The organism is Psychroflexus curvus, assembly GCF_020164585.1.
GTDB classification, from domain to species: Bacteria; Bacteroidota; Bacteroidia; order Flavobacteriales; family Flavobacteriaceae; genus Psychroflexus; species Psychroflexus curvus.
In genome coordinates, this window is record NZ_JAIQZF010000002.1 from 375,749 (window position 1) to 397,054 (window position 21,306).

Sequence of the window (21,306 nt, forward strand, 5' to 3'; positions counted from 1 at the left end):
AAGTTTACATTAGTTATCTGAAATTAACAAAATCAATTATGAAACACCTTTTGATCGTTTTGAGTCTTTTAATCTTTAGTTTGGGATCGGCTCAGTCTGAAAATTCTGAAACTGAACAATCTTCAATTTTTGATCGCAAACACGAGCTAAAGCTCGGTGCTATAAAAATGCTTAGCGCAGTGATCTTTGAAACGTCTTATGAAAGAATTCTTAGCAGTAATTCGGGTTATGGAGTTAGCTTGCTTGTCAATTTGAATCAATCCAACGAGTATTTAGAAAATTATTCGCTAACTCCTTTTTATAGGATGTATTTTCAAACCTATGAAGATTATGGTGCAAAAGGATTTTTTGTAGAAGGGTTTACTTCCATTTTTGCAGGTAAAAATTACTTCACCTACGATTACATTACTGGTAATTATGAAGATGAGAATTTTGTAGACGCATCCATAGGTCTGGCTTTAGGTAAAAAGTGGATCAATACCGCAGGTTTTGTATTCGAAATTAAAGCCGGTGCAGGTAGAAATCTTTTTGGGGCTTCAGAATTTGATGCTATTTTCAAAGGCGATTTCTATATCGGTTACAGGTTTTAAGGATTTTTTAGATTACAATTCAATAAGCAGAAACAGATCTGTTAGGTTTCAAAAACCTAACAGATCTTTCTAAACTGAAACGATCACTTATTCATCATTTCATAAGCTTCATCGATGTATAGTGAAATATCCCTGGTATAAGCACCAATACCGGCATCAGGAGATTTTTGATGCCCCAGGCGCACTATAATCACATTATCCTCGGGTTGTACAATGACGTACTGGCCCAGATGGCCGCGCATCATAAAAAAGTCTTTGTCGTTTTGGGTTTTAAGCCACCAGCCATATCCGTATTCCGGGCTAGAAGGGAAACGTGGTTTTAAGGAGGTTGCCACAAAAGCAGAATCCAGGAGTTGTTCTCCATTCCATGTTCCATGGTCTTTGTATAACTTTCCAAAACGCGCAAAATCTTTCGCATTGCTGGCTATACAGCAGTAGGCTTTCACCATATCTTCCTCAGCGCTATCCACCTGCCATAAGGCTGAATTCTGGCTTCCTAGAGGTTTCCAAAAGCTTTCGCTTAAATAATCGTACATTTTTTTTCCCGTCGCCTCTTCAATAAGCATGGCCAGCATCTGGGTATCTCCACTGGCGTATTTGAAAGCCTGCCCCGGAGTGGTTTCCATCTCCAGACCATTGATGACTTTACGTAAATCATCATCAAAATAAGCTCGCGTCGTTATGGATAGAGGCGAATAGTAGGCTTCGTCCCAGTTGGTGCCCGATGCCATGCTCGATAAATCACCCACCGTCATTTTTGCAGCTTCACCCTCACAAAAGGCTGGTAAAAAATCACAAACCGGTTGCTCTAAACTTTCGATGTGGCCTTCCATAACCGCTTTTCCCAGCAAACCGGACACATAACTTTTAGCCATAGAAAAGGAATTCGATTTGGAATTCACATCATACCCACCATAGTAGTTTTCAAACCAGAGGCTGTCGTTTTTAATAATCACATAAGCAACGGTTCTCCAGTCTTTATTGGCTTTCTGTAATGTTTTGGTTTCAGCAACCAAATTATAGGCTTTGTGTTTTGGCCAGGCCTGGGGTGTTCCTTTTTCGATAACCTGATTGTCAAACCGCTCGTAATCCTTTAAAAAGGCCGTGGTATGTCCGCGTAAATAAATGGTTCGCACTGCTTTAATTAGGTAATCGGTGTCGGTGACATAAAGGGTGACTATAAGTAAGCCAAAAAAGATCAGTAGTACTTTCAAAAGGTTCTTTATAAATTTCATTAAAAAAGTTTAGGAAACTAAATATAGAAATTTAATTCAGAAAGTTGGTTTTGTTTTTGAATTCGAGTTCAAAATGATTTTATTCTTTTTTAACGATAATAGCACAAGCGTGACGCCTGCCTGCCTTCAAAAGGTAGGCTTGCGCCAGCGGGGGGGTAATCGTCCTAGATTTTGAATCTCATGAAGGGATTTAAAATTAAGATGTCAGGGTTACACCCCTTTTTGTTCTGTCTCATATTTGTTTTATGAAGATATCAGGGCTAAGGCCCCTAGTTGAATTATACTTTATAAACTACAGCATAATACTATAAAAGCACAAGCGTGACGCTTGTCTGCCAGCAAAGGCAGGCTTCCAAAATCGGAGGAGTAATGATTTTGGGGGCATCGCCCTGAAATTTGTGTCTTATAATAAATATGACTTGACTGCACTCCTCTATGACCAAAGAAAAAATGGATGCTTGTCTTCTTAATATTACTAAATCGGAAAGCTGTAAGGCGTCATAACATCGACTTTAAGTTGTCAACTCTATTTAGGGATGTTCATGACTCCTGACTCAAGTAGATCTCATATTTAGCGTGTTATATTTCGGAACACATTTTAAATGATGAATCCAGATCAAGTTGGCTTAAAATAAGATGACAGTGTTAAACTAATTAGTCAGAATAATGTGTAACTATTTTTTAGTTACATTTGTTTTGTTTCAAATATATTGATTAGTAAAATAGAAAAGTAAATAGATAAATTTAAGAGTATTCCCAAAGACTTAACATGGGAAGAACTTTTAAAAATATTAAAGTATTTTGGATTTGAGGAAATAAAGACGAAAGGTAAAACAGGGGGTTCACATGTTAAATTTGTAGATGTAGAAAAAAGAATAATTAATTTACATAAACCCCATCCAAAACCTGTTGTGAGGCAATATGTAATAAGACAAATTTTAGAAAAGTTAGAAGTATGGAAAATTATTTAAAACATAAAAATTACTACGGTTCTGTTGAATTTAGTTCCAGGGATAATATTTTGTTTGGAAGCATTATTGGGATTAATGATTTAGTTACTTATGAAGCAGAGTCAGTAGATGAATTAAAAAACGCGTTTATAGAGTCTGTTGAGGATTACTTAGAAACTTGCAAATCTTTAGGAAAAGAGCCTGACAAATATTTTAAAGGTGTTTTTAATGTGCGTACTTCCAATGAAAAACATAGAGCACTGGCTTTAATCGCAGAAAAAAACAAGTTAAAATTGAATGAATTAGTCAATAAAGCTTTTGATTATTTAGTTAAAAACGAAGATGACGTCTTAAATTAAATTTTAAGGTGTCTTGAACCTGTCTGTAATAGCACAAGCATGACGCCTGCCTGCCGTCCAAGGCAGGCTTGCGCCAGCGGGGAGGGTGGATATTTGCTAAAGCGAGGAACTCAAAAACCCATTCCAGATTAATTCAACCTATTTTCTACATCACACTTTGTCCTTTTAATATCGTATTTCTTCTGTCTTAATCATCAATTCACAGACACAGAAACTCACAGGCACAAACGAATAGTGAAGAAAGCATATGAGAATGCAGAACTTTGCTACCTTCTACCGCCTATTTCCTTTTTTATACTTCTAACTTCATCCTTTTAATATTGTACTTTGTGCTGGGAGTTAAACCCATATATATTAGTTTTGCCATTTGAAAATAGCATTTCATTATGGCATACGATTACAAGGCAATAGAACAAAAATGGCAGAAGCACTGGGCCAAAGAACAGACTTTCAAAGCCAGGCAGCCACAGGAATTTACAGGAGAACCCAAACCTCCATTTTATGTGTTGGACATGTTCCCTTATCCTTCAGGGGCAGGACTTCACGTCGGTCACCCCTTGGGTTACATTGCTAGTGATATCTATGCCCGTTATAAACGGCATTCAGGGTTTAATGTCCTGCATCCGCAGGGCTACGATTCCTTTGGCTTACCGGCCGAGCAGTATGCGATACAAACAGGTCAGCATCCTGCCAAAACCACTGAAACCAACATCAAAAGATACAGAGAACAACTCGACAAAATCGGCTTCTCTTTCGACTGGAGCCGGGAAGTGCGCACCAGCGATCCTAAGTATTATAAATGGACACAATGGATTTTTATACAGTTGTTTGAAAGCTGGTATGATGAAGCTGCTCAGAAGTCCAAACCGATTTCAGACTTAGTTCAGGTTTTTGAAACTGAAGGAAATTCTAAAGTACAGGCGGTTTGTGATGAAGATACTCCACAGTTTTCAGCTGAAGACTGGAAGGCATTTTCAGAGGATGAAAAAGAACAGCATTTACTTAACTATAGATTAACCTACCTCGCAGAAACAGAAGTCAACTGGTGCCCAGCTTTGGGAACTGTATTAGCCAATGACGAAATCGTCAACGGGGTCTCCGAACGTGGAGGATATCCCGTTGTGAGGAAGAAAATGAAACAGTGGAGCATGCGTATTTCTGCATTTGCGGAACGTTTGCTTTCAGGACTGGACGGTTTGGACTGGAGCGAAAGTCTTAAAGAAACCCAGAAAAACTGGATCGGCAAATCGGTTGGTGCGCTAGTCAAATTCCCCATCCTATCCTTCCCCAAAGGTGAAGAGAATACCAAATCCGGTTACATGACAGGGGGTAATAATTCGTATTTACTCCTGGAAAAAGCTAAAGAAAATCGGAATCATCCAACCGAAGCTGAAAAAGCACTTTGGACTCAACTTCGAGGTAAAAAGCTGTCAGGCTATAAGTTTAGACAGCAACATCTCATAGGAGATTATATTGCTGATTTTGTTTGTTTATCAAAATCTTTGGTGATAGAAGTTGATGGTGGATATCACAATGAAACCAAAGAGGACGATGAAGAACGTACTGAATTTTTAAATAGTAAAGGATTTGAAGTTATTCGTTTCAAAAATGAAGAAGTCATTGGACAAATAGATGAAGTTCTCGAGCAGATCAAATCAAAACTCGATGACTTACCATCATATAAGAAGAATCAAAATTCTAAAACGAGCGAAGCGAGTATCGAGAAAAAACCCCTTTCCTTGGGAGAGGGGCAGGGGGAGAGGACTATTTCAGCGTTCACCACGCGTCCCGACACGATTTTTGGAGTATCCTTTATCACCCTGGCTCCGGAGCATGACCTGGTGAGTCAGATCACGACCCCGGAACAAAAAGAAGCTGTGGATACCTATGTAAAAGCCGCTGCTAAGCGAAGCGAACGCGACCGTATGGCGGATGTGAAAAGCATAACCGGTGTCTTTACCGGTGCTTATGCAGAGCATCCTCTGACCCAAAAACCCATTCCGATTTGGATTGGAGATTATGTGCTGGCCAGCTACGGAACCGGCGCCGTGATGGCGGTCCCTTGTGGTGATCAACGCGATCATGATTTTGCAAATCATTTCAACATTCCTATTCCTAACGTATTTGAAGGCATCGACATTTCTGAAGAAGCTTACGCCGATAAAACCAATGCTACCAAAATCGCCAACTCCGATTTTCTCGACGGTTTAGGCGTTCTGGAGGCTATTCCTAAAGCCATTGAAGCTCTGGCCAAAATTGGTGCGGGTGAGAAGAAAATCAACTATAGACTACGCGATGCTGTGTTCTCTAGACAGCGTTACTGGGGAGAACCATTTCCCGTGTATTACGTCAACGGCCTGCCTAAAATGATAGATGAAAAGTATTTGCCGCTAGAGTTACCAGAAGTCGATGAGTACCTCCCAACCGAAGACGGAGCTCCACCATTAGGCAGAGCTACCGAATGGGCCTGGGATACAAAAGCCAATCAAGTGGTATCTAATAATAAGATCGACCACAACATGGTTTTTCCATTGGAATTAAACACCATGCCCGGCTGGGCGGGAAGTTCCTGGTACCTGTTCCGCTATATGGAAGAGCAGGACAACCGCGACCAGCATATCGCTTCAGAAGAAGCTTTGAACTACTGGAAAAACGTTGACTTATACATTGGAGGAAGCGAACACGCCACCGGTCACTTGTTATATTCCCGCTTCTGGACCAAATTCCTGAACGACAGAGGGGTTCTGCCGGTAGACGAACCTTTTAAAAAGCTGATCAACCAGGGGATGATTCTGGGAGAAAGCGCTTTTGTAAAAAGAATAGGAAATACATATTATTCTGAAGGTGTAGATGTAAACGAAGATTTTCAAAAAATTCACGTTGATGTTTCCGTAGTCAACACCTCGAATCAACTGGATATTGAAGGTTTAAAGAAAATAAAACCCGAATTTAGCGAAGCTAAATTCATCTTAAGCAACAGAGAACTTTACGATGCCAACTCCTCCCCTTTGGGGAGGTCGGGAGGGGATTTTACGGTTTCCCGCGAAGTCGAAAAAATGTCCAAATCCAAATTCAACGTGGTCAATCCGGACGATGTGTGCGAGGAATATGGCGCCGACAGCTTACGCCTTTACGAAATGTTTCTTGGTCCCATAGAACAGGCGAAGCCCTGGAATACCGCCGGGCTGTCGGGTGTGCATAACTTCCTGAAAAAGCTCTGGAAATTGTATTCCCAAGCCTCCCCCGACCCCTCCCAAGGAGGGGAGTCTGACTTTCAGATTTCAGATGAACCTGGAAGTAAGGAATCGTTGAAAACGCTGCACAAAACCATCAAAAAAGTCACCCAGGATATTGAAGACTTTAGTTTCAATACCTCGGTGTCTACCTTTATGATTTGTGTGAATGAGTTGAGTCAGCAGAAGTGCAATTCAAGGGAAATTCTTGAGCCACTGGCTGTTTTAATTTCGCCCTATGCGCCACATATCGCTGAGGAATTGTGGGAAGGTCTGGGGCATTCAGAAGGTATTTCGGAAGTGGACTATCCTGTATTTGAAGAAAAACACCTGAAGGAAGATTCCAAAACCTATCCGATTTCTTTCAATGGAAAAATGCGATTTACGATGGATTTATCGCTGGATCTCAGCAAAGACGACATCGAAGAAATCGTGATGGCCGATGAGCGTACGCAAAAGCAACTAGACGGCAGAACCCCTAAAAAGGTGATCATCGTTCCTGGTAAGATTGTGAATATTGTAGGGTGATTTTTTCCGAATTTGTTTATGTTCGAGCGGAGTCGAGAACTATATGCATCTCGACTTCGCTCGATGTTTAAACAGTCAACAAAAACTTTATTTATACCCTCTTAAAAGTTGGTCATACTAATGCGCCTCCAGCCAGTTTTGGCCTGTTCCCATATCCACGTCTAGCGGTACATCAAGTTTGAAGGCGTTTTCCATTTTGTCTTTCACCAGAGCCTTGAGTTCTTCGAGTTCATCTTTATGCGCATCGAAGATCAATTCATCATGCACCTGCAGGAGCATTTTCGATTTGAAGTTCTTTTCCTCCAGGGCTTCATATATATTGATCATCGCTACTTTAATGATATCGGCGGCGCTTCCCTGGACGGGTGCATTCACGGCGTTACGCTCGGCTGCGCTGCGCACCACATTGTTTCTGGCATTGATGTCTTTCAGATAGCGTCTTCTGCCCATGACCGTTTTGACATAGCCGTTTTCCTTGGCAAATTCGACCTGCTCGTCGATGTAATCTCTGAGTTTTGGGTAGGTTTTGTAGTAAGTTTCAATCAATTCTTTAGATTCGGTTCTGTTCAGGTCGGTTTGATTGCTTAAGCCGAAAGCGGAAACCCCGTAGATGATTCCGAAGTTGACAGTCTTTGCATTGCTTCGCTGTGCTCTGGTGACGTCTTCAATGTCGACTCCAAAGACTTTAGCAGCTGTGGAGGCGTGAATGTCTTCTCCATTTTTAAAGGCATCCATCATGTTTTCCTCCTGACTTAAAGCGGCGATGATCCTCAATTCGATTTGAGAATAATCGGCAGCGAGTAAGACGTGATTTTCATCTCTGGGCACAAAGGCTTTTCTCACTTCCCGACCGCGTTCTGTTCGGATAGGAATGTTCTGCAGGTTAGGATTATTCGAACTCAATCGCCCGGTAGCCGCCACCGTTTGCATAAACTCGGTATGCACGCGTTTGGTTCTGGGATGAATTTGTTTGGGCAAGGCATCCACATAGGTGCTTTTCAGCTTGGAAAGCTGTCTCCACTCCAACACCTCCCTAACGATCTTGTGCTCTTTTTTGAAATCGGACAATACGTCTTCGGCAGTTGAATATTGGCCGGATTTGGTTTTCTTAGGCTTTTTTGCGATTTCCAGCTTGCCAAAAAGAATTTCTCCAAGCTGCTTAGGAGAACCGATATTGAATTCTTCTTTAGCCTCTTCGTAAACCGATTTTTCTAAACGCTCAATATCCTCATTGAGCTTTTCAGAGATGTTTTCTAAAGCCGATTTGTCCAGATTGATGCCTTCAATTTCCATGGCTGCGAGCACACGCAATAATGGAATTTCCATGTCTTTGAACAGGGGTTCATTGGAAGCTTCCTTCAGTTCTTTTTCGAAAAAAGTCTTCAGTTGAAAAGTGATATCCGCATCTTCTACGGCATACTGAGTCTGGTCTTCCAAATCTACCGTACGCATCGACTTTTGATTTTTACCTTTGCCAATCAGGTCTTCAATGGGCTGTGGTGAATAGTTGAGGTAGGTCTCCGCCAGGATAGTCATGTTATGACGCATGTCTGGATTGATGACGTAATGCGCCAGCATGGTATCAAATAGGGGGCCTTTGACTTTTAAGTTGTAGTTGGCGAGGACCTTAATGTCATACTTCAGATTCTGTCCGATTTTCTCAATCGCTTTAGATTCGAAAAAGGGTCTCAGGACTTCTATAAGCCCCTGGGCTTCGTCCCGAACTTCAGGAAAGACGACGTAGTACCCCTTATGAGCCTCCCATGAAAACGCAATCCCCACCAATTCGGCATCCAAAGTTTTGAGGCTGGTGGTTTCTGTGTCAAAACATACCGAGGTTTGCTTCATGAGCTTGTCCATAAACAGTTTCACAGACATCTTTCCTTTGACGTACTGGTAGTGATGGTCTGTGGTGTCCAGGGTCTTATAGCCATCAAAATTGGCCGGATCGACGTTGGCAGCGTCGGTATCATTCCCGAAAAGCGAAAACTGACCCGCGCCTGCGGTTGGCGACGCTGCTTTTGAAGAGGTTTCTTCAGCAGCAGCTTCGCCTTTGTTATACATTTTGACAAACTGCTCCGTCAGTCTTCGAAACTCCAGATCTTTAAAAATCTCCAGCACCTTTTCCACCTGAGGTGGTGAGACTTCGTATTTGGCTTCATCGAAGGTGACCTCACAATCGGTAAAGATGGTGGCGAGCTTTTTGGACAGGAGTCCAAGCTCGGCGTTGGCTTCGATTTTCTCTTTCATTTTGCCTTTCAGCTGGTCGGTGTTTTCCAGTAAAGCTTCCATGGAGCCAAACTGCTGAAGGAACTTTTTGGCTGTTTTTTCTCCTACACCCGGCAATCCCGGAATATTATCGGAAGCATCGCCCATCATTCCCAGAAAGTCGATGACCTGCTCCGGACGTTCGACGCCAAATTTCTTCTGAACTTCGGGAATGCCCCACTTCTCAACACCATTGCCCATTCTGGCCGGGCGTTGCATAAAAATATTTTCGGTCACCAGCTGTGCAAAATCCTTGTCTGGCGTGACCATATGGACTTCGTAACCTTCGGCTTCGGCCTGCTTGGCCAGGGTGCCTATGATGTCATCGGCTTCCATGCCTGAGATTTCCACAACCGGGATTTCCATGGCGTGAAGGATGTCCTGAATGATGGGAATCGATTCTTTGATGACCTTTGGGGTTTCGTCGCGATTGGCTTTGTAGTCTTCGTACATTTCCTTGCGCTCCTTGCTTCCGTCTTTATCGAAACACACGGCCAGATGGTCCGGGTTTTCACGTTTGATGACATCAAAAAGGGAATTCATAAATCCCATGATGGCTGAGGTGTCCTGCCCTTTGGAATTGATTCTGGGATTCTTGATGAGGGCGTAATAGCCACGGAAAATCATTGCGTAAGCGTCTACAAGGAAGAGTCGTTTTTTGGAAGCCATAGGTCAATTTTTGTTGAATGTAAATTTAGTTGAAATTATGGCTTAGCCAAAATTGAACCTGGTGTTTGTTTGGATTAAAATATGGTTTTCATCTCGGAGTCGTGGAGTATGCCAAGAGTAAGCTTTGTGTTCTCTGTTTCTTTGTGGTGAATTATAAAACGCTTTAGTCATTTTGATAATTTTGAAAACACTTCTCGATATATCCGATGAGGGTGGACCCTCGAAGTGACAACGAATATTTTAGTAAAACACGCCTCCAGACATCCGACTGAGTTTTAGAGAAAGGTTTAGTGGTCTGCTACACATCTTATCCAGCAGGATCAGGATCAGCATAAATACTTCTAAAACTTTATATAAACTGAAGTCCTGAGAATTGTCGACTTCTATATTTGCAGAAAAAAAATGCGGTGGATCATCTCAATAGCCATTTTACTGGCTTTGGAAGTATATGCGTTTCAGGCGTTTAGAACGCTGTTTAAATTCTGGTGGAGCTTATCGGCCTATGTGGCCATTACGGTCATCGTGGTGGGCCTGTTGATATATTCGTTTTATCAACCCGCTCCGCATGGGTCTTTGACCGGGTTTCGAGCCTATATGATCGGTATCTTTCTGAGCCTTTCGGCTTTAAAACTCAGTGTTGTCGTGGTGATGTTTGGTGAAGATATCCTGAGGATCCTGATTTTTATTTACAATAAACTTTTTACGTCATCGGCTGAAAATTTTCCTTCACGCCGAAAATTTATAAGCACACTCGCTTTGGGTCTTGGCGCCATTCCTTTTCTGTCTCTGCTTTATGGGATGTATAAGGGGAAATACAATTTCAAAGTTTTGTCTTACGAGCTGGAATTCGATAATTTGCCGGAGGAATTTGACGGGTATACACTAACGCAGATCAGCGATATACATAGCGGGAGTTTTGATAATGAAGAGGAGATTAACTACGCTATAGATCTGGTGAATGAACAGGAGTCGGATGTCATTTTATTTACCGGAGACCTGGTGAATAATCTGGCTGAAGAAATGAAGCCCTGGATTCCCGTTTTTTCTCGACTGAAAGCCAAAGACGGAGTTTATTCCATACTTGGGAATCACGATTATGGAGATTATTATCAGTTTGTAAGCGAGGACAAAAAGCAGGAAAATTTCAAGGATTTAGTGAAAGTGCATTCCGAGTTAGGCTGGGATTTGCTTCGAAATGAGCGCAGAGAAATACAAAGGGGAGAGCATAAACTGCATGTGATAGGGGTAGAAAACTGGGGCAAAGGCGGCTTCAAAAAAGCGGGTGATTTTGAAAAGGCAGCGGAAGGAGTAGATCCTGAAGATTTTAAAATCCTGATGAGTCATGATCCCTCGCACTGGGATGAGGTGATCAAAAATCACGAGAAGGATGTGCAACTGACCTTAAGCGGACATACACACGGGATGCAGTTTGGGATTGAAATCCCGGGCTGGTTCAAGTGGAGTCCTGTACAGTATCGCTATGAACAGTGGGCCGGCCTTTATGAAAATGCCAGGCGCTTCATCAATGTAAACCGAGGATTTGGCTACCTTGCCTATCCCGGTCGTGTAGGGATATGGCCTGAGGTCACCGTGATTAAGCTGAGACGCAAAACTACTTCTGAGGCATAAAAAAAGCAGATCCAAAATATTTAAATGGTTACCTTGTTCAGGTGCTTCGGTAGTGCGATATGGATAAGCCTCTAGTTGTTGTGGTACCTGATGTAATTGCTCAAAAGCTTAAGCTTTAATCTTACAAACTTCTGGGATAGCCTGAGCTTAAAGTTAACTAACTTTCCCTATAATTGCTTAACTTACAACAAAATCAAAAGAAAAAAAGAAGAATGAAAAATGTGTTGGGTACAGAGTTAAAAGCATGTTCTTATGATCCTATGACTGGTGTGTTTCGCGATGGGTTTTGTAAATATGCTGAGCAGGATAATGGCTTGCATATTGTGGCAGCGAAGGTGACGGAGGGCTTTTTGGAATGGAACAAAGCCAGAGGAAACGATTTGATTTCACCAAAACCTCAGTGGGGTTTTCCTGGTCTAAAACCAGGTGACTGGTGGTGTGTGTGCATGGGCGTTTGGCTGAAAAGCAAAAAAGCGGGGTATCCATTGTATCTCAAGCTGGAGTCCTGCCACGAGAAAATGCTGGACTATGTGCCTATGGAAACTCTCAAAGACTGGGAGTATCATGACTAGTGCTGCGATTATTTAAGTTGAGGTATAAAAAAACTCCCTTCCGAATTCGATTCGGAAGGGAGTTTTAATTCTCTTTATAATGACCAGGTCTTATTTTTTAATAACCTGTAGTTTCAAATTCGAGCCTAGTGGAGAACGTTTTGGACACTCCTAATTGGTGCGCTCCCAAAACTTCAGGAGTATCATGTCACCCTGAAAATACTGTTCAATCGAAATCAATACAGTTACGGCTTACTTTTTAAGTGACTGCATGTCGATGACAAACCTGTATTTCACATCGGAATTGACCACCCTTTCATAAGCGGTATTGATGTTTTGAATGTTAATCATTTCCACATCGGAGACGATATTATGTTCTCCGCAAAAGTTTAGCATCTCCTGAGTTTCCTCAATTCCACCGATAAGTGAACCTGCCAGTCGTTTTCTCTTTACGATCAAGGCACCACCATTCACGCCTTTAAGCGGTTCAATAGCACCAACTAGACACATGGTTTTATCTCGTTTGAGCAAGTTCAAATACGGATTCACATCGTGACCTACGGGAACGGTATTCAATATGAAATCAAACGAGTTGGCGTGCTCTTTCATTTGTTTTTCATCTTTTGAAATCAGGACTTCGTCGGCTCCCAGTCGTTCTGCATCTTCACTTTTTTCAGGAGACGTGGTAATCATTACGACATGTGCGCCAATAGCATGCGCAAATTTGATTCCCATATGACCAAGTCCGCCGAGACCAACAACTCCAACTTTATCTCCTTTTTGAACGTTCCATTGTCTAAGTGGGGACCAGGTGGTGATTCCGGCACATAACAGAGGGGGAACGGCTTGAATGTCTAGGTTTTCTGGAACATTCAATACAAATTTCTCATCTACTACAATTTCTTCAGAATATCCGCCGAAAGTATGTCCGCCAAGGTGCTCGTCTGGACTGTTGTAAGTTGCCGTCATACCGTTTTCACAATACTGCTCCAGACCTTCATCGCATGCATCGCAGTTCTGGCAGGAATCTACCATACAGCCTACACCTACTTTCTGTCCTTTTTTGAACCTGCTGACTTCACTGCCAACGGCTATGACGTGACCGATAATCTCATGACCAGGTATAACAGGGTATTTTGAATTTTTCCAGTCGTTTCTCACTTGGTGGATGTCGCTGTGACAAACGCCACAAAAATCTATTTCTATATGAACATCTGTAGGTTGAGGTTCTCTCCTTTTGATGTCTAACTGTTCTAAATCGGCGTCACTCGCTTTTGCGCCATATGCTTTTACCTGACTCATAAATTCCTTTTTTATGAATTTAAGGTATAAAACTGAACTGCAGGCAGATTTTACTTCATTTTAACCTTGAAGCCGGGTCTAAGTATGAAATAGACCTATTAGCGGTTTTTTTAATCTAAAAAATTTTCATTATATGACATTGCTCATTTTCTAAAGCAACCTTGTTTCTGAACTTTGCATTAACAAATAATTACAGATTGACGAACAATTTTAAATACACACAAATATGACATTCACAAAATTAATTTCGGCTTTCGTTCTACTTTTAATTTTCTCTGTAGGACAATCTCAGACCCAGTTTGAAGCGGTTCCAAACGCTGAAAACTCTATCTTGATAGAAGGCACTTCCAATATTCATGATTGGGAAATTATCGCCAAAGACTTCACAAGTCAGGTAGATCTATCTATGAAAGACGGTAAGCCAGGACAAGTAAATTCTATTAACCTCTCTATCCCGGTGAAAAGCTTTGATAGCGGAAAAGGTAAAATGGACAGGAATGCTTATGAGGCTATGAACACAGATACTTATAAGCTGGTTTCTTTTATGTCTTTGGCACCAGCTGAATTGGTAGAAAAATCTTCTGGAGTTTATCAAGGTTCTGTAAAAGGAGAATTAACTATCTCAGGAACTACCAAAATGATTGAGATTCCTGTTGAATTTCATAAAACTGAAACGGGTTATACTCTAAAAGCAGATCAGGGACTTAATATGATGGACTATGGAGTAGAACCACCAACCGCTTTGTTTGGAGCGATCACAACAGGCGAGATTGTCAACGTAATTTTTAACCTCACACACTATAAATCTTAAACACTATTAACTATGAAAACTCTAAAATTTACTTTATTATTTTGCCTTACACTGGCATTTTCTTTCAACTCTTTTGCGCAAAAGCGAGACTTAGACAACTTTAGGCCAAGAGACCAAAGAGGTATCAATGTTTTTGAGGCACCAAAAGACACAGTATCTACTTTTGACGGTCTTAAAGTAAGAATGGGCGGTGCTTCCACCATACAATTTCAAGCTATTGACCATGAAAATAACGGGGCTGTACCTTTAGTTGCTTTAGGGGATAACTTCAACTTGGCAACTGCGAATTTAGACATTGATGTAGCACTTTACGACGGTGTACGTATGCACTTAAGAACCTACTTATCTGCACGTCACCACCCTGAAGCCTGGGTAAAAGGTGGATATATGTTGATTGATAAGCTTGAATTTGTTGGAGAAGGCTTTATGGCTGAGAGCATGAAATACTTAACCTTCAAGTTTGGTCACATGGAAATCAACTATGGTGATGCACACTTTAGAAGAACAGATAATGCTATGGCGATGTATAATCCTTTTATAGGTAATTACCTTATGGATTCTTTTACAACAGAAGTTGGTTTTGAAGGTTACTATAGAAAAAATGGATGGTTAGCAATGCTTGGCGTTACTAATGGTAAACTCAATCAGTCTGTAGAAGAAACAAATACTAAAGCAGTATTTCTTGCAAAACTCGGTTACGACAAACAACTTACTGAAGACACAAGATTCAGATTGACGGGTTCTTTGTACACGACAAGTGAATCTTCTAAAAATTTCCTTTATGACGGTGATAGAGCTGGGTCTAGATACTATTTTGTAATGGAAGAAGAAGGTGCATCTGCTTCTGGTGACTTTAGATCTGGACGAGTAAATCCTGGATTTGGTACTGAAGTTACTTCTATAATGATTAACCCTTTTATAAAACACAAAGGCTTAGAGTTCTTTGGTCTATACGAAAACTCTACAGGAAAAGGATTTGGTCCTAACCCTCCAAGTAGAACGTATAACCACTATGCTGCAGACTTAATTTACAGATTTGGAGCCAATGAAGATGTGTATATAGGAGGCAGATATAGCTATGTCGATGGAGAGCATTCTTCAGGTCAAGATATCAGCGTAGATAGATTACAACTTGGAGCTGGTTGGTTTTTGACCAAAAACGTGCTAGCGAAGTTAGAATATGTCAATCAATCTTACTCTGACTTCAACGCAGCAAGTATTTTTGCAGACGGACAGTTTGACGGACTTATGCTTGAAGCTGTAATTAGTTTTTAGATTAGCCAATTTTTTTAGCTTGCCCTTTTCTAAAAGGGCAAGCTTTTTTAACTTAGGAGAATGAAAATAGTTTATATTTTACTTTTTAGCTTACTCTCGATGTTTTCTCAAAAAAATGATGAAAATAAGATTGAGGTCAAGATTAAAGAAGGCAGTCACCTATTTATCAAAGGAACATCAAATGTAAATAAGTTCACCTGCAATTATCTAAAACCTATTGAGCCACAAATTTTCACACTTTCTTATCAAGACCACAAGAATGGTTGGTTGCTTGATGATGCGAATCTATCTTTAGAGTCAGCTTCGTTTGACTGTGGAGGTAGAAGAATTAACGATGATTTTGAGGAGCTTATACAAACAAGCCAATTTCCTGCCATTCGTATTGAAGTTTTTGAAATTATGCCTGAGAAGTCAAATCTTAGGGCGAAAATAGCTGTGTCAATAGCAGGTGTAACTAAATCACTTCCTGTGCCTGTTACTTTAGAAAAGGGCAAAGATGTCACCTATACCAGTGTTTTAAAATTGAATATCGAAGACTTTAATCTAGATACGCCTACTAAAATGATGGGATTGATTAAAGTTAATGAAGAAATTTCGATTTATGTAAATCTTCGTCTAGAGCTATCGGTAAAGAGCTAGAAATCATTCAAATAAAGTTTATATTTAGAATCTTATTACTATAAAGAATATAGTGGTAGGATTTTTTTATTTTAGCTAAATCAAATCAATAGATAAATATCTTTCTATTCAGTGCCACTTATTTAAAATATGTTTTCTAATTTGCCCAACAAAAGTTAACTCATGAAGTCAAAGACCTTTTTATTACTTATAACCTCTGTGTCTGCTCTTGGTGGATTTTTGTTTGGTTATGATACAGGTGTTATCAATGGTGCTCAATATTTTTTAAGTCAGTATTTTGACCTGGACCCGGCTATGAAGGGCTGGGTAGTAGGTTCAGCTCTCATAGGCTGCCTTGTAGGAGCGATAAGTGCCGGGTATTTAAGTATGAAATTTGGTCGTAAAAATTCTCTGATTATATCTGCCGTTTTATTCACAATTTCTGCCTGGGGATCCGGACTTCCATCATTCCTGCCTGAATCTGTTTCGCTTCTTGTTATGTTCAGAATTCTTGGGGGTCTTGGCATCGGTATTGCATCTATGAGTGCCCCGATGTATATTGCTGAAATTGCCCCATCTCATAAGCGTGGTAGTTTAGTCACGTTTTATCAGCTGGCTATAGTTATAGGGTTTTTTCTTGTGTTTTTAGCAACTTATTTTATTGGAAAAAACCTGAGTATTGAAGAGAATATCGCTTTTGGCTGGAGAAGGATGTTTTGGTCGGAGCTTATTCCAAGTGTATTATTCCTTGTCTTATTGTTTTTTGTTCCTAAAAGTCCACGTTGGCTTTACCTGATGAACAGATCAGAGGAAGGTTATGGAACTCTTGTCAAAATCCATGGATCAGATATAGCAAAAAAAGAAGCTACTCAAATACAGGATTCCATAGATCAAAATACCGAAAAGCCTAAAATCAACTTTTTCTCTAAAGCTGTGCTTGGTATTATTTTAATCGGTACCATTTTTTCTATGTTACAACAATTCACTGGGATTAATGCGGTACTTTACTATGGGTCAGATATTTTTGAAAAGGCTCTCGGCTTTGGTAAAGAGGATGTTTTGGAGCAGCAAATCCTGCTTGCTTTTATCAATTTGATATTTACTTTCATCGCTATGTTTTCTGTAGATAAATTTGGAAGAAAACCTTTAGTGTATATCGGCAGTGTTGGGATGATAGTGGGCTTTGCCCTATTAGGTATTACACTCCAAATGGAAAGTGTAGGACTTTTATCTTTAATTGGAGTGTTGCTATTTATAGCCTCATTTGCCATGTCTATGGGACCTGTAGTCTGGGTTTTATTATCTGAAATGTTCCCGAATCGCATTCGAAGTGCAGCGATGTCTATTGCAGTAGCCGCTCAATGGGCTTCCAATTACTTGGTCTCTCAATTTTTTCCTGTGGTTTCTGAAAGCGAAACCAATATGAACGATTTCTGGAATGGTTCCTTACCTTATTACATTTTCATTGGATTTATAATTATAATTATAATCTTTACCTATAAGTTTATTCCTGAAACCAAAAACAAAACGCTTGAAGAACTTGAAGATATCTGGGATTAAGATTAGCACAGAGTATTATATTTAAAAGTTATGTCCAATTAACATAATTATCAATTCCACAATCGATTTCTGTTTCTAGATCTATACAGCTACTACAGTGTTTGGTTTTTAAACCTTTTAATTTTATATTTTTAATATTATCTTATTTTCCAGTTAACTGAGATGAATTTGAAAAGTCAAGGTCTATGGTTTTGTTTTATGTTAATTTACTGGTGTAATTATCAGGTAGTCTCCTTTTGAAAAACACCCTAACAGTGTCGTTACATTTTCATTGCTAAATATCAAAGAAATCGTATCTGGTTTGCTGTTGAGACTGAGCTGGTAGATGAAATCAATTTTTAAAGATTCACTTTTTTACCTTAACAGCATACTTATTTAAATGTTCATATATATCCGTTTTTTATTCAGTTTGACATGATATTTAAGTTGCATTTTTGTCTGCTATGAAAGTTAATGCTTGAATTACTATTTAATTTAGAACTAATTTCCAGGTTAATGAACTTTACAATGACCATACGTTTTTAAACTGGCGTGTAGTTTTTATGATAGATTTCTTCTTAAAATTTAGTGCTGAATCAATTGTTTTTATTCCATTTTAATAGTAACGTTCAATATTTGTTGTAGTTTTAATTAACAAAAATATCAACATATAAATATCTAGAAACAAGGGCTATAATGAATTGTTTTAAAGCTTATCTTATACTATTATCAGTTGTATTTAGTTTACCCCTTGTAAGTCATTCTCAGGAACTTCCTCCTGTGCTTACGTTCTCTCCAAAGGACTATCAGGCAGACAACCAAAACTGGTCTATCACACAAGGCTTTAATAACTATATTTATATCGCCAATAATATTGGATTGCTTGAGTATGACGGTGAGCATTGGAATCAGTACCCTTCTCCTAATCAAAGTATTTTACGCTCTGTTTTTTTTCATGATCAAAAAATCTATACAGGGAGTTATAGAGAATTTGGGTTTTGGGAAAAGCAGCAAAGCGGTAAGTTGAAATACCATTCACTTTCCGAAGATAGTATAGATTTCATTGGTGCGGATGAGCAATTCTGGAACATTGAACATCTTGATAACTGGATTATTTTTCAATCTCTGGATAATATTTACACTTATCATATCAAAAATAAGTCGCTTAAGAAAATAACCATCGACGGCTCTATTACAAAAATTTATAAGGTAGGTGGGGATCTTTACTTTCAGATAGTCGATAAAGGACTCTTCAAATTAGAAGAAGGTGAACCTGCTTTGGTTTCAGATCATGATGTGTTCAAAAACAATGCTATTATAAACCTTTACACTCATCCTACAGATGTTCTTGTGCAAACTGACACTAAGGGCATTTACACCTTGGAAAAAGAGCCAAAAAAATGGCCGTCTTCATCTAATGAAATTGATGATTTTACCGTTTACACCAGCCTTCAGTCCAAAAACGATGGTATTGTTTTAGGTACTATTTCAGAAGGTGTTGTTTTTCTCAATCCGAATGGAACTATCCAAAAGCAAATCACAGAAAAGGAAACCTTATTCAACAATACTGTTCTATCGGTTTTTGAAGACAAGGACGCCAATGTCTGGCTAGGCTTAGACAATGGAATTAACTGTGTAAATGTTAACTCACCTATTTCTGTTTTCAATGATGATAATGGAGTACTTGGAACTATTTATGCTTCATTAGTTTTTGAGGAAAAGCTTTTCATAGGAACTAACCAAGGGCTGTTTCACAGACAATTAAATAATCCTAAAGCTGATTTCAAATTTGTAGAAGGATCAAAAGGACAGGTGTGGACACTTCGAGAAGCAAACGGTTATTTACTATGTGGCCATAATAATGGTTCCTTTATTTTTTCTGAAGATGAATTCAGACAGATTTCAGATTTACTTGGCACCTGGTGTTTCAAAACTATTCCAGAGCAACCAGACCTCCTTTTACAGGGAAACTATAACGGACTCAGTGTGCTTAAGAAAACTAATGAAGGCTGGGTATTTAGAAACCGATTAGATAATTTCGATTTGTCTTCAAAATTTGTTGAATTTTCTTCTTCAAATGAAATTTTAATCGATCATGAATACAAAGGAGTTTACAGACTTTTAGTTAATAGTAGTTTTACTGAAGTGGATACGGTATACCAAATTAAAAAGCTGGATAAAGGCCTCTATTCCAGTTTAGTTAAATTCAAAGACACTATTTACTACGCTCAAAAAAAAGGAGTCTGGAGGTTTGATTCTAAACAAAATGAATTCTTAAAAGATGATTTTCTGAGTCGTTTGTATTCTGAAAATGTCTACACTTCCGGTAAACTTTCAACGACTAGTGGTGAGATTGGTCTATGGAGTTTTAATAAAAACAGTATAGACTTTACACTTCAGGGAAAAATAAATAATTCCTTTAGATTAGCATCTATACCGATCACTTCGGATATTAGAGGGGCTATGGTGGGTTATGAAAACATTAATCACATCGGTGATAATAGATACCTGTTGGGACTTACCCAAGGCTATGTGGTTATTGATTATGAAAAGTTTTTGGATTCTAACATAAATGAATCTTTACACCTCACATCAGTAAAATATTGGCAGACAGGAAAGGAAGCATCTGTTCTTGACCTAGGGACTTCACACGAATTAAAAAATAAAACAAACAATATTCATTTTAACTTCAGTGTGCCTTATTTTGAAAAGTACTTTATATCTGAGTATCAGTACAGGCTTAAAGGATTTATCGAAGAATGGTCTTCCTGGGATGAAAAGCATGAGGTGGCATATAACAACCTCCCTTTTGGAGATTATGAGTTTCAGGTGAGAGCTCGAATTGGAGAGCGTTACCAAACTGAGACTAAATCCTATAAATTTACCATCAATCGGCCTTTCGTTTTTTCCAATATCATGCTATTGGTTTATCTAATTCTGTTGACCCTTCTTTTTTTCATCATTCATAAAGTCTATCAGAGGTACTACAAAAAGCAAAAACTAGAGTTGCAGTATCAGGCAAACAGAGAAATTGAATTAAAACAATTAGAAAGTCAGCAAGAAATTATGCAGGTCAAAAACGATCAGCTCAAACAGGACATAGAAAGTAAAAGCCGTGAATTGGCCGCGTCCACGATGAGTTTGATTAAGAAAAACGAGTTTCTTGGAATTATAAAAGACCAACTCCAACAGTCAAAGCCACTATCGCCTAATGCTAAAAAGGTGATTAAAATTATCGATAAAAATATCAATAACACTGATGACTGGAAAATGTTTGAAGAAGCGTTCAATAATTCAGATAAGGATTTCCTAAAAACAATGAAATCTAAGCATCCTTCTTTAACACCTAATGATCTTCGTCTTTGCGCCTACCTCCGTCTTAATCTATCCTCGAAAGAAATTGCTCCCCTTTTTAATATATCTACCAAGAGCGTAGAAGTGAAACGATATCGTTTGCGTAAAAAAATGGACTTGCCGAGAGAAATCGGCTTAACAGATTATATTTTAGAAATTTAACACCAATACATTACCCTTAAAAAACCAAACATTAACTATACAAACACTGATTTTAACGGTTTCTACAACGATTAAGTTTAATATTTTAACAAATGCCTTAAGCCTAATGAAAACAATAGATTCATAGAAAAAAACGCAGTTTATATAGGGTGTTTTTTGCGATGTAGTTTTTTTGTAACCAAAAATTATCCCAAAGAGATTATCTTAACATTAGATTTACATTAAACAATTTA

The 21,306-nt window shown here is 39.2% G+C and carries 14 protein-coding genes; 11 read left to right on the top strand and 3 right to left on the bottom strand.

Annotated elements, in window-relative coordinates; translation table 11 throughout:
• The first annotated feature begins 38 nt into the window (after window positions 1-38).
• Entirely contained in the window at window positions 39-590 is a 552-nt protein-coding gene (locus LB450_RS03925) for a hypothetical protein (RefSeq protein WP_224486552.1), read from the top strand.
• 83 nt (window positions 591-673) lie between these two features.
• Here the strand turns inward: LB450_RS03925 and LB450_RS03930 are convergent, their stop codons facing one another.
• Window positions 674-1,825: a serine hydrolase domain-containing protein gene (locus LB450_RS03930; protein WP_224486553.1), complete on the bottom strand. Its 1,152-nt coding sequence runs from the start codon at window positions 1,823-1,825 to the stop codon at window positions 674-676.
• Between the two features lie 752 nt (window positions 1,826-2,577).
• On the opposite strand from LB450_RS03930, the gene LB450_RS13795 reads away from it, so the two are divergent.
• The 3 genes from LB450_RS13795 to LB450_RS03945 all read left to right on the top strand — a co-directional run bounded on the left by LB450_RS13795 (window position 2,578) and on the right by LB450_RS03945 (window position 6,895).
• The gene (locus LB450_RS13795) at window positions 2,578-2,796 is read left to right on the top strand and encodes a type II toxin-antitoxin system HicA family toxin (RefSeq protein WP_224486635.1); all 219 of its coding nucleotides are present in this window, start codon (window positions 2,578-2,580) and stop codon (window positions 2,794-2,796) included.
• Window positions 2,781-3,134 carry a type II toxin-antitoxin system HicB family antitoxin gene (locus LB450_RS03940; RefSeq protein ID WP_224486554.1) on the top strand — a complete coding sequence of 118 codons (354 nt, stop codon included), beginning with the start codon at window positions 2,781-2,783 and terminating at the stop codon, window positions 3,132-3,134. The genes LB450_RS13795 and LB450_RS03940 overlap by 16 nt, the downstream gene beginning before the upstream one ends.
• A gap of 386 nt (window positions 3,135-3,520) precedes the next feature.
• Complete coding sequence (locus LB450_RS03945) at window positions 3,521-6,895, top strand: leucine--tRNA ligase (RefSeq protein WP_224486555.1); 3,375 nt, start codon at window positions 3,521-3,523, stop codon at window positions 6,893-6,895.
• 117 nt (window positions 6,896-7,012) lie between these two features.
• Here LB450_RS03945 and polA read toward each other — a convergent pair whose 3' ends face one another.
• On the bottom strand, window positions 7,013-9,832 hold the full coding sequence (gene polA / locus LB450_RS03950) for a DNA polymerase I (RefSeq protein ID WP_224486556.1): 2,820 nt from the start codon (window positions 9,830-9,832) through the stop codon (window positions 7,013-7,015).
• A 402-nt stretch (window positions 9,833-10,234) separates the two neighbouring features.
• On the opposite strand from polA, the gene LB450_RS03955 reads away from it, so the two are divergent.
• Window positions 10,235-11,461, top strand: a complete 1,227-nt coding sequence (locus tag LB450_RS03955) for a metallophosphoesterase (protein WP_224486557.1) — start codon at window positions 10,235-10,237, stop codon at window positions 11,459-11,461.
• Window positions 11,462-11,673: 212 nt separating this feature from the next.
• The gene (locus LB450_RS03960) at window positions 11,674-12,033 is read left to right on the top strand and encodes a DUF2237 family protein (RefSeq protein ID WP_224486558.1); all 360 of its coding nucleotides are present in this window, start codon (window positions 11,674-11,676) and stop codon (window positions 12,031-12,033) included.
• A gap of 231 nt (window positions 12,034-12,264) precedes the next feature.
• Here the strand turns inward: LB450_RS03960 and LB450_RS03965 are convergent, their stop codons facing one another.
• On the bottom strand, window positions 12,265-13,314 hold the full coding sequence (locus LB450_RS03965) for an NAD(P)-dependent alcohol dehydrogenase (protein WP_224486559.1): 1,050 nt from the start codon (window positions 13,312-13,314) through the stop codon (window positions 12,265-12,267).
• A gap of 226 nt (window positions 13,315-13,540) precedes the next feature.
• Here LB450_RS03965 and LB450_RS03970 point away from each other — a divergent pair, with 226 nt between their 5' ends.
• The 5 genes from LB450_RS03970 (at window position 13,541) to LB450_RS03990 (ending at window position 21,073) form a co-directional block, all read left to right on the top strand.
• Entirely contained in the window at window positions 13,541-14,125 is a 585-nt protein-coding gene (locus LB450_RS03970) for a YceI family protein (RefSeq protein WP_224486560.1), read from the top strand.
• 12 nt (window positions 14,126-14,137) lie between these two features.
• Window positions 14,138-15,400, top strand: a complete 1,263-nt coding sequence (locus LB450_RS03975; RefSeq protein ID WP_224486561.1) for a hypothetical protein — start codon at window positions 14,138-14,140, stop codon at window positions 15,398-15,400.
• A gap of 60 nt (window positions 15,401-15,460) precedes the next feature.
• Window positions 15,461-16,039: a YceI family protein gene (locus tag LB450_RS03980; protein WP_224486562.1), complete on the top strand. Its 579-nt coding sequence runs from the start codon at window positions 15,461-15,463 to the stop codon at window positions 16,037-16,039.
• A gap of 162 nt (window positions 16,040-16,201) precedes the next feature.
• Window positions 16,202-17,578: a sugar porter family MFS transporter gene (locus LB450_RS03985; RefSeq protein WP_224486563.1), complete on the top strand. Its 1,377-nt coding sequence runs from the start codon at window positions 16,202-16,204 to the stop codon at window positions 17,576-17,578.
• Between the two features lie 675 nt (window positions 17,579-18,253).
• Entirely contained in the window at window positions 18,254-21,073 is a 2,820-nt protein-coding gene (locus LB450_RS03990; RefSeq protein ID WP_224486564.1) for a helix-turn-helix and ligand-binding sensor domain-containing protein, read from the top strand.
• Window positions 21,074-21,306 lie beyond the last annotated feature (233 nt).

Excerpts from the sequence above, each read along its gene's own strand:
- polA (WP_224486556.1), bottom strand. The coding sequence starts at position 9,832 with ATGGCTTCCAAAAAACGACTCTTCCTTGTAGACGCTTACGCAATGATT.
- LB450_RS03945 (WP_224486555.1), top strand. The coding sequence starts at position 3,521 with ATGGCATACGATTACAAGGCAATAGAACAAAAATGGCAGAAGCACTGG.
- LB450_RS03925 (WP_224486552.1), top strand. The coding sequence starts at position 39 with ATGAAACACCTTTTGATCGTTTTGAGTCTTTTAATCTTTAGTTTGGGA.
- LB450_RS03975 (WP_224486561.1), top strand. The coding sequence starts at position 14,138 with ATGAAAACTCTAAAATTTACTTTATTATTTTGCCTTACACTGGCATTT.
- LB450_RS03955 (WP_224486557.1), top strand. The coding sequence starts at position 10,235 with ATGCGGTGGATCATCTCAATAGCCATTTTACTGGCTTTGGAAGTATAT.
- LB450_RS03940 (WP_224486554.1), top strand. The coding sequence starts at position 2,781 with ATGGAAAATTATTTAAAACATAAAAATTACTACGGTTCTGTTGAATTT.
- LB450_RS03990 (WP_224486564.1), top strand. The coding sequence starts at position 18,254 with ATGAATTGTTTTAAAGCTTATCTTATACTATTATCAGTTGTATTTAGT.
- LB450_RS03980 (WP_224486562.1), top strand. The coding sequence starts at position 15,461 with ATGAAAATAGTTTATATTTTACTTTTTAGCTTACTCTCGATGTTTTCT.
- LB450_RS03985 (WP_224486563.1), top strand. The coding sequence starts at position 16,202 with ATGAAGTCAAAGACCTTTTTATTACTTATAACCTCTGTGTCTGCTCTT.
- LB450_RS03965 (WP_224486559.1), bottom strand. The coding sequence starts at position 13,314 with ATGAGTCAGGTAAAAGCATATGGCGCAAAAGCGAGTGACGCCGATTTA.
- LB450_RS03960 (WP_224486558.1), top strand. The coding sequence starts at position 11,674 with ATGAAAAATGTGTTGGGTACAGAGTTAAAAGCATGTTCTTATGATCCT.
- LB450_RS03970 (WP_224486560.1), top strand. The coding sequence starts at position 13,541 with ATGACATTCACAAAATTAATTTCGGCTTTCGTTCTACTTTTAATTTTC.
- LB450_RS03930 (WP_224486553.1), bottom strand. The coding sequence starts at position 1,825 with ATGAAATTTATAAAGAACCTTTTGAAAGTACTACTGATCTTTTTTGGC.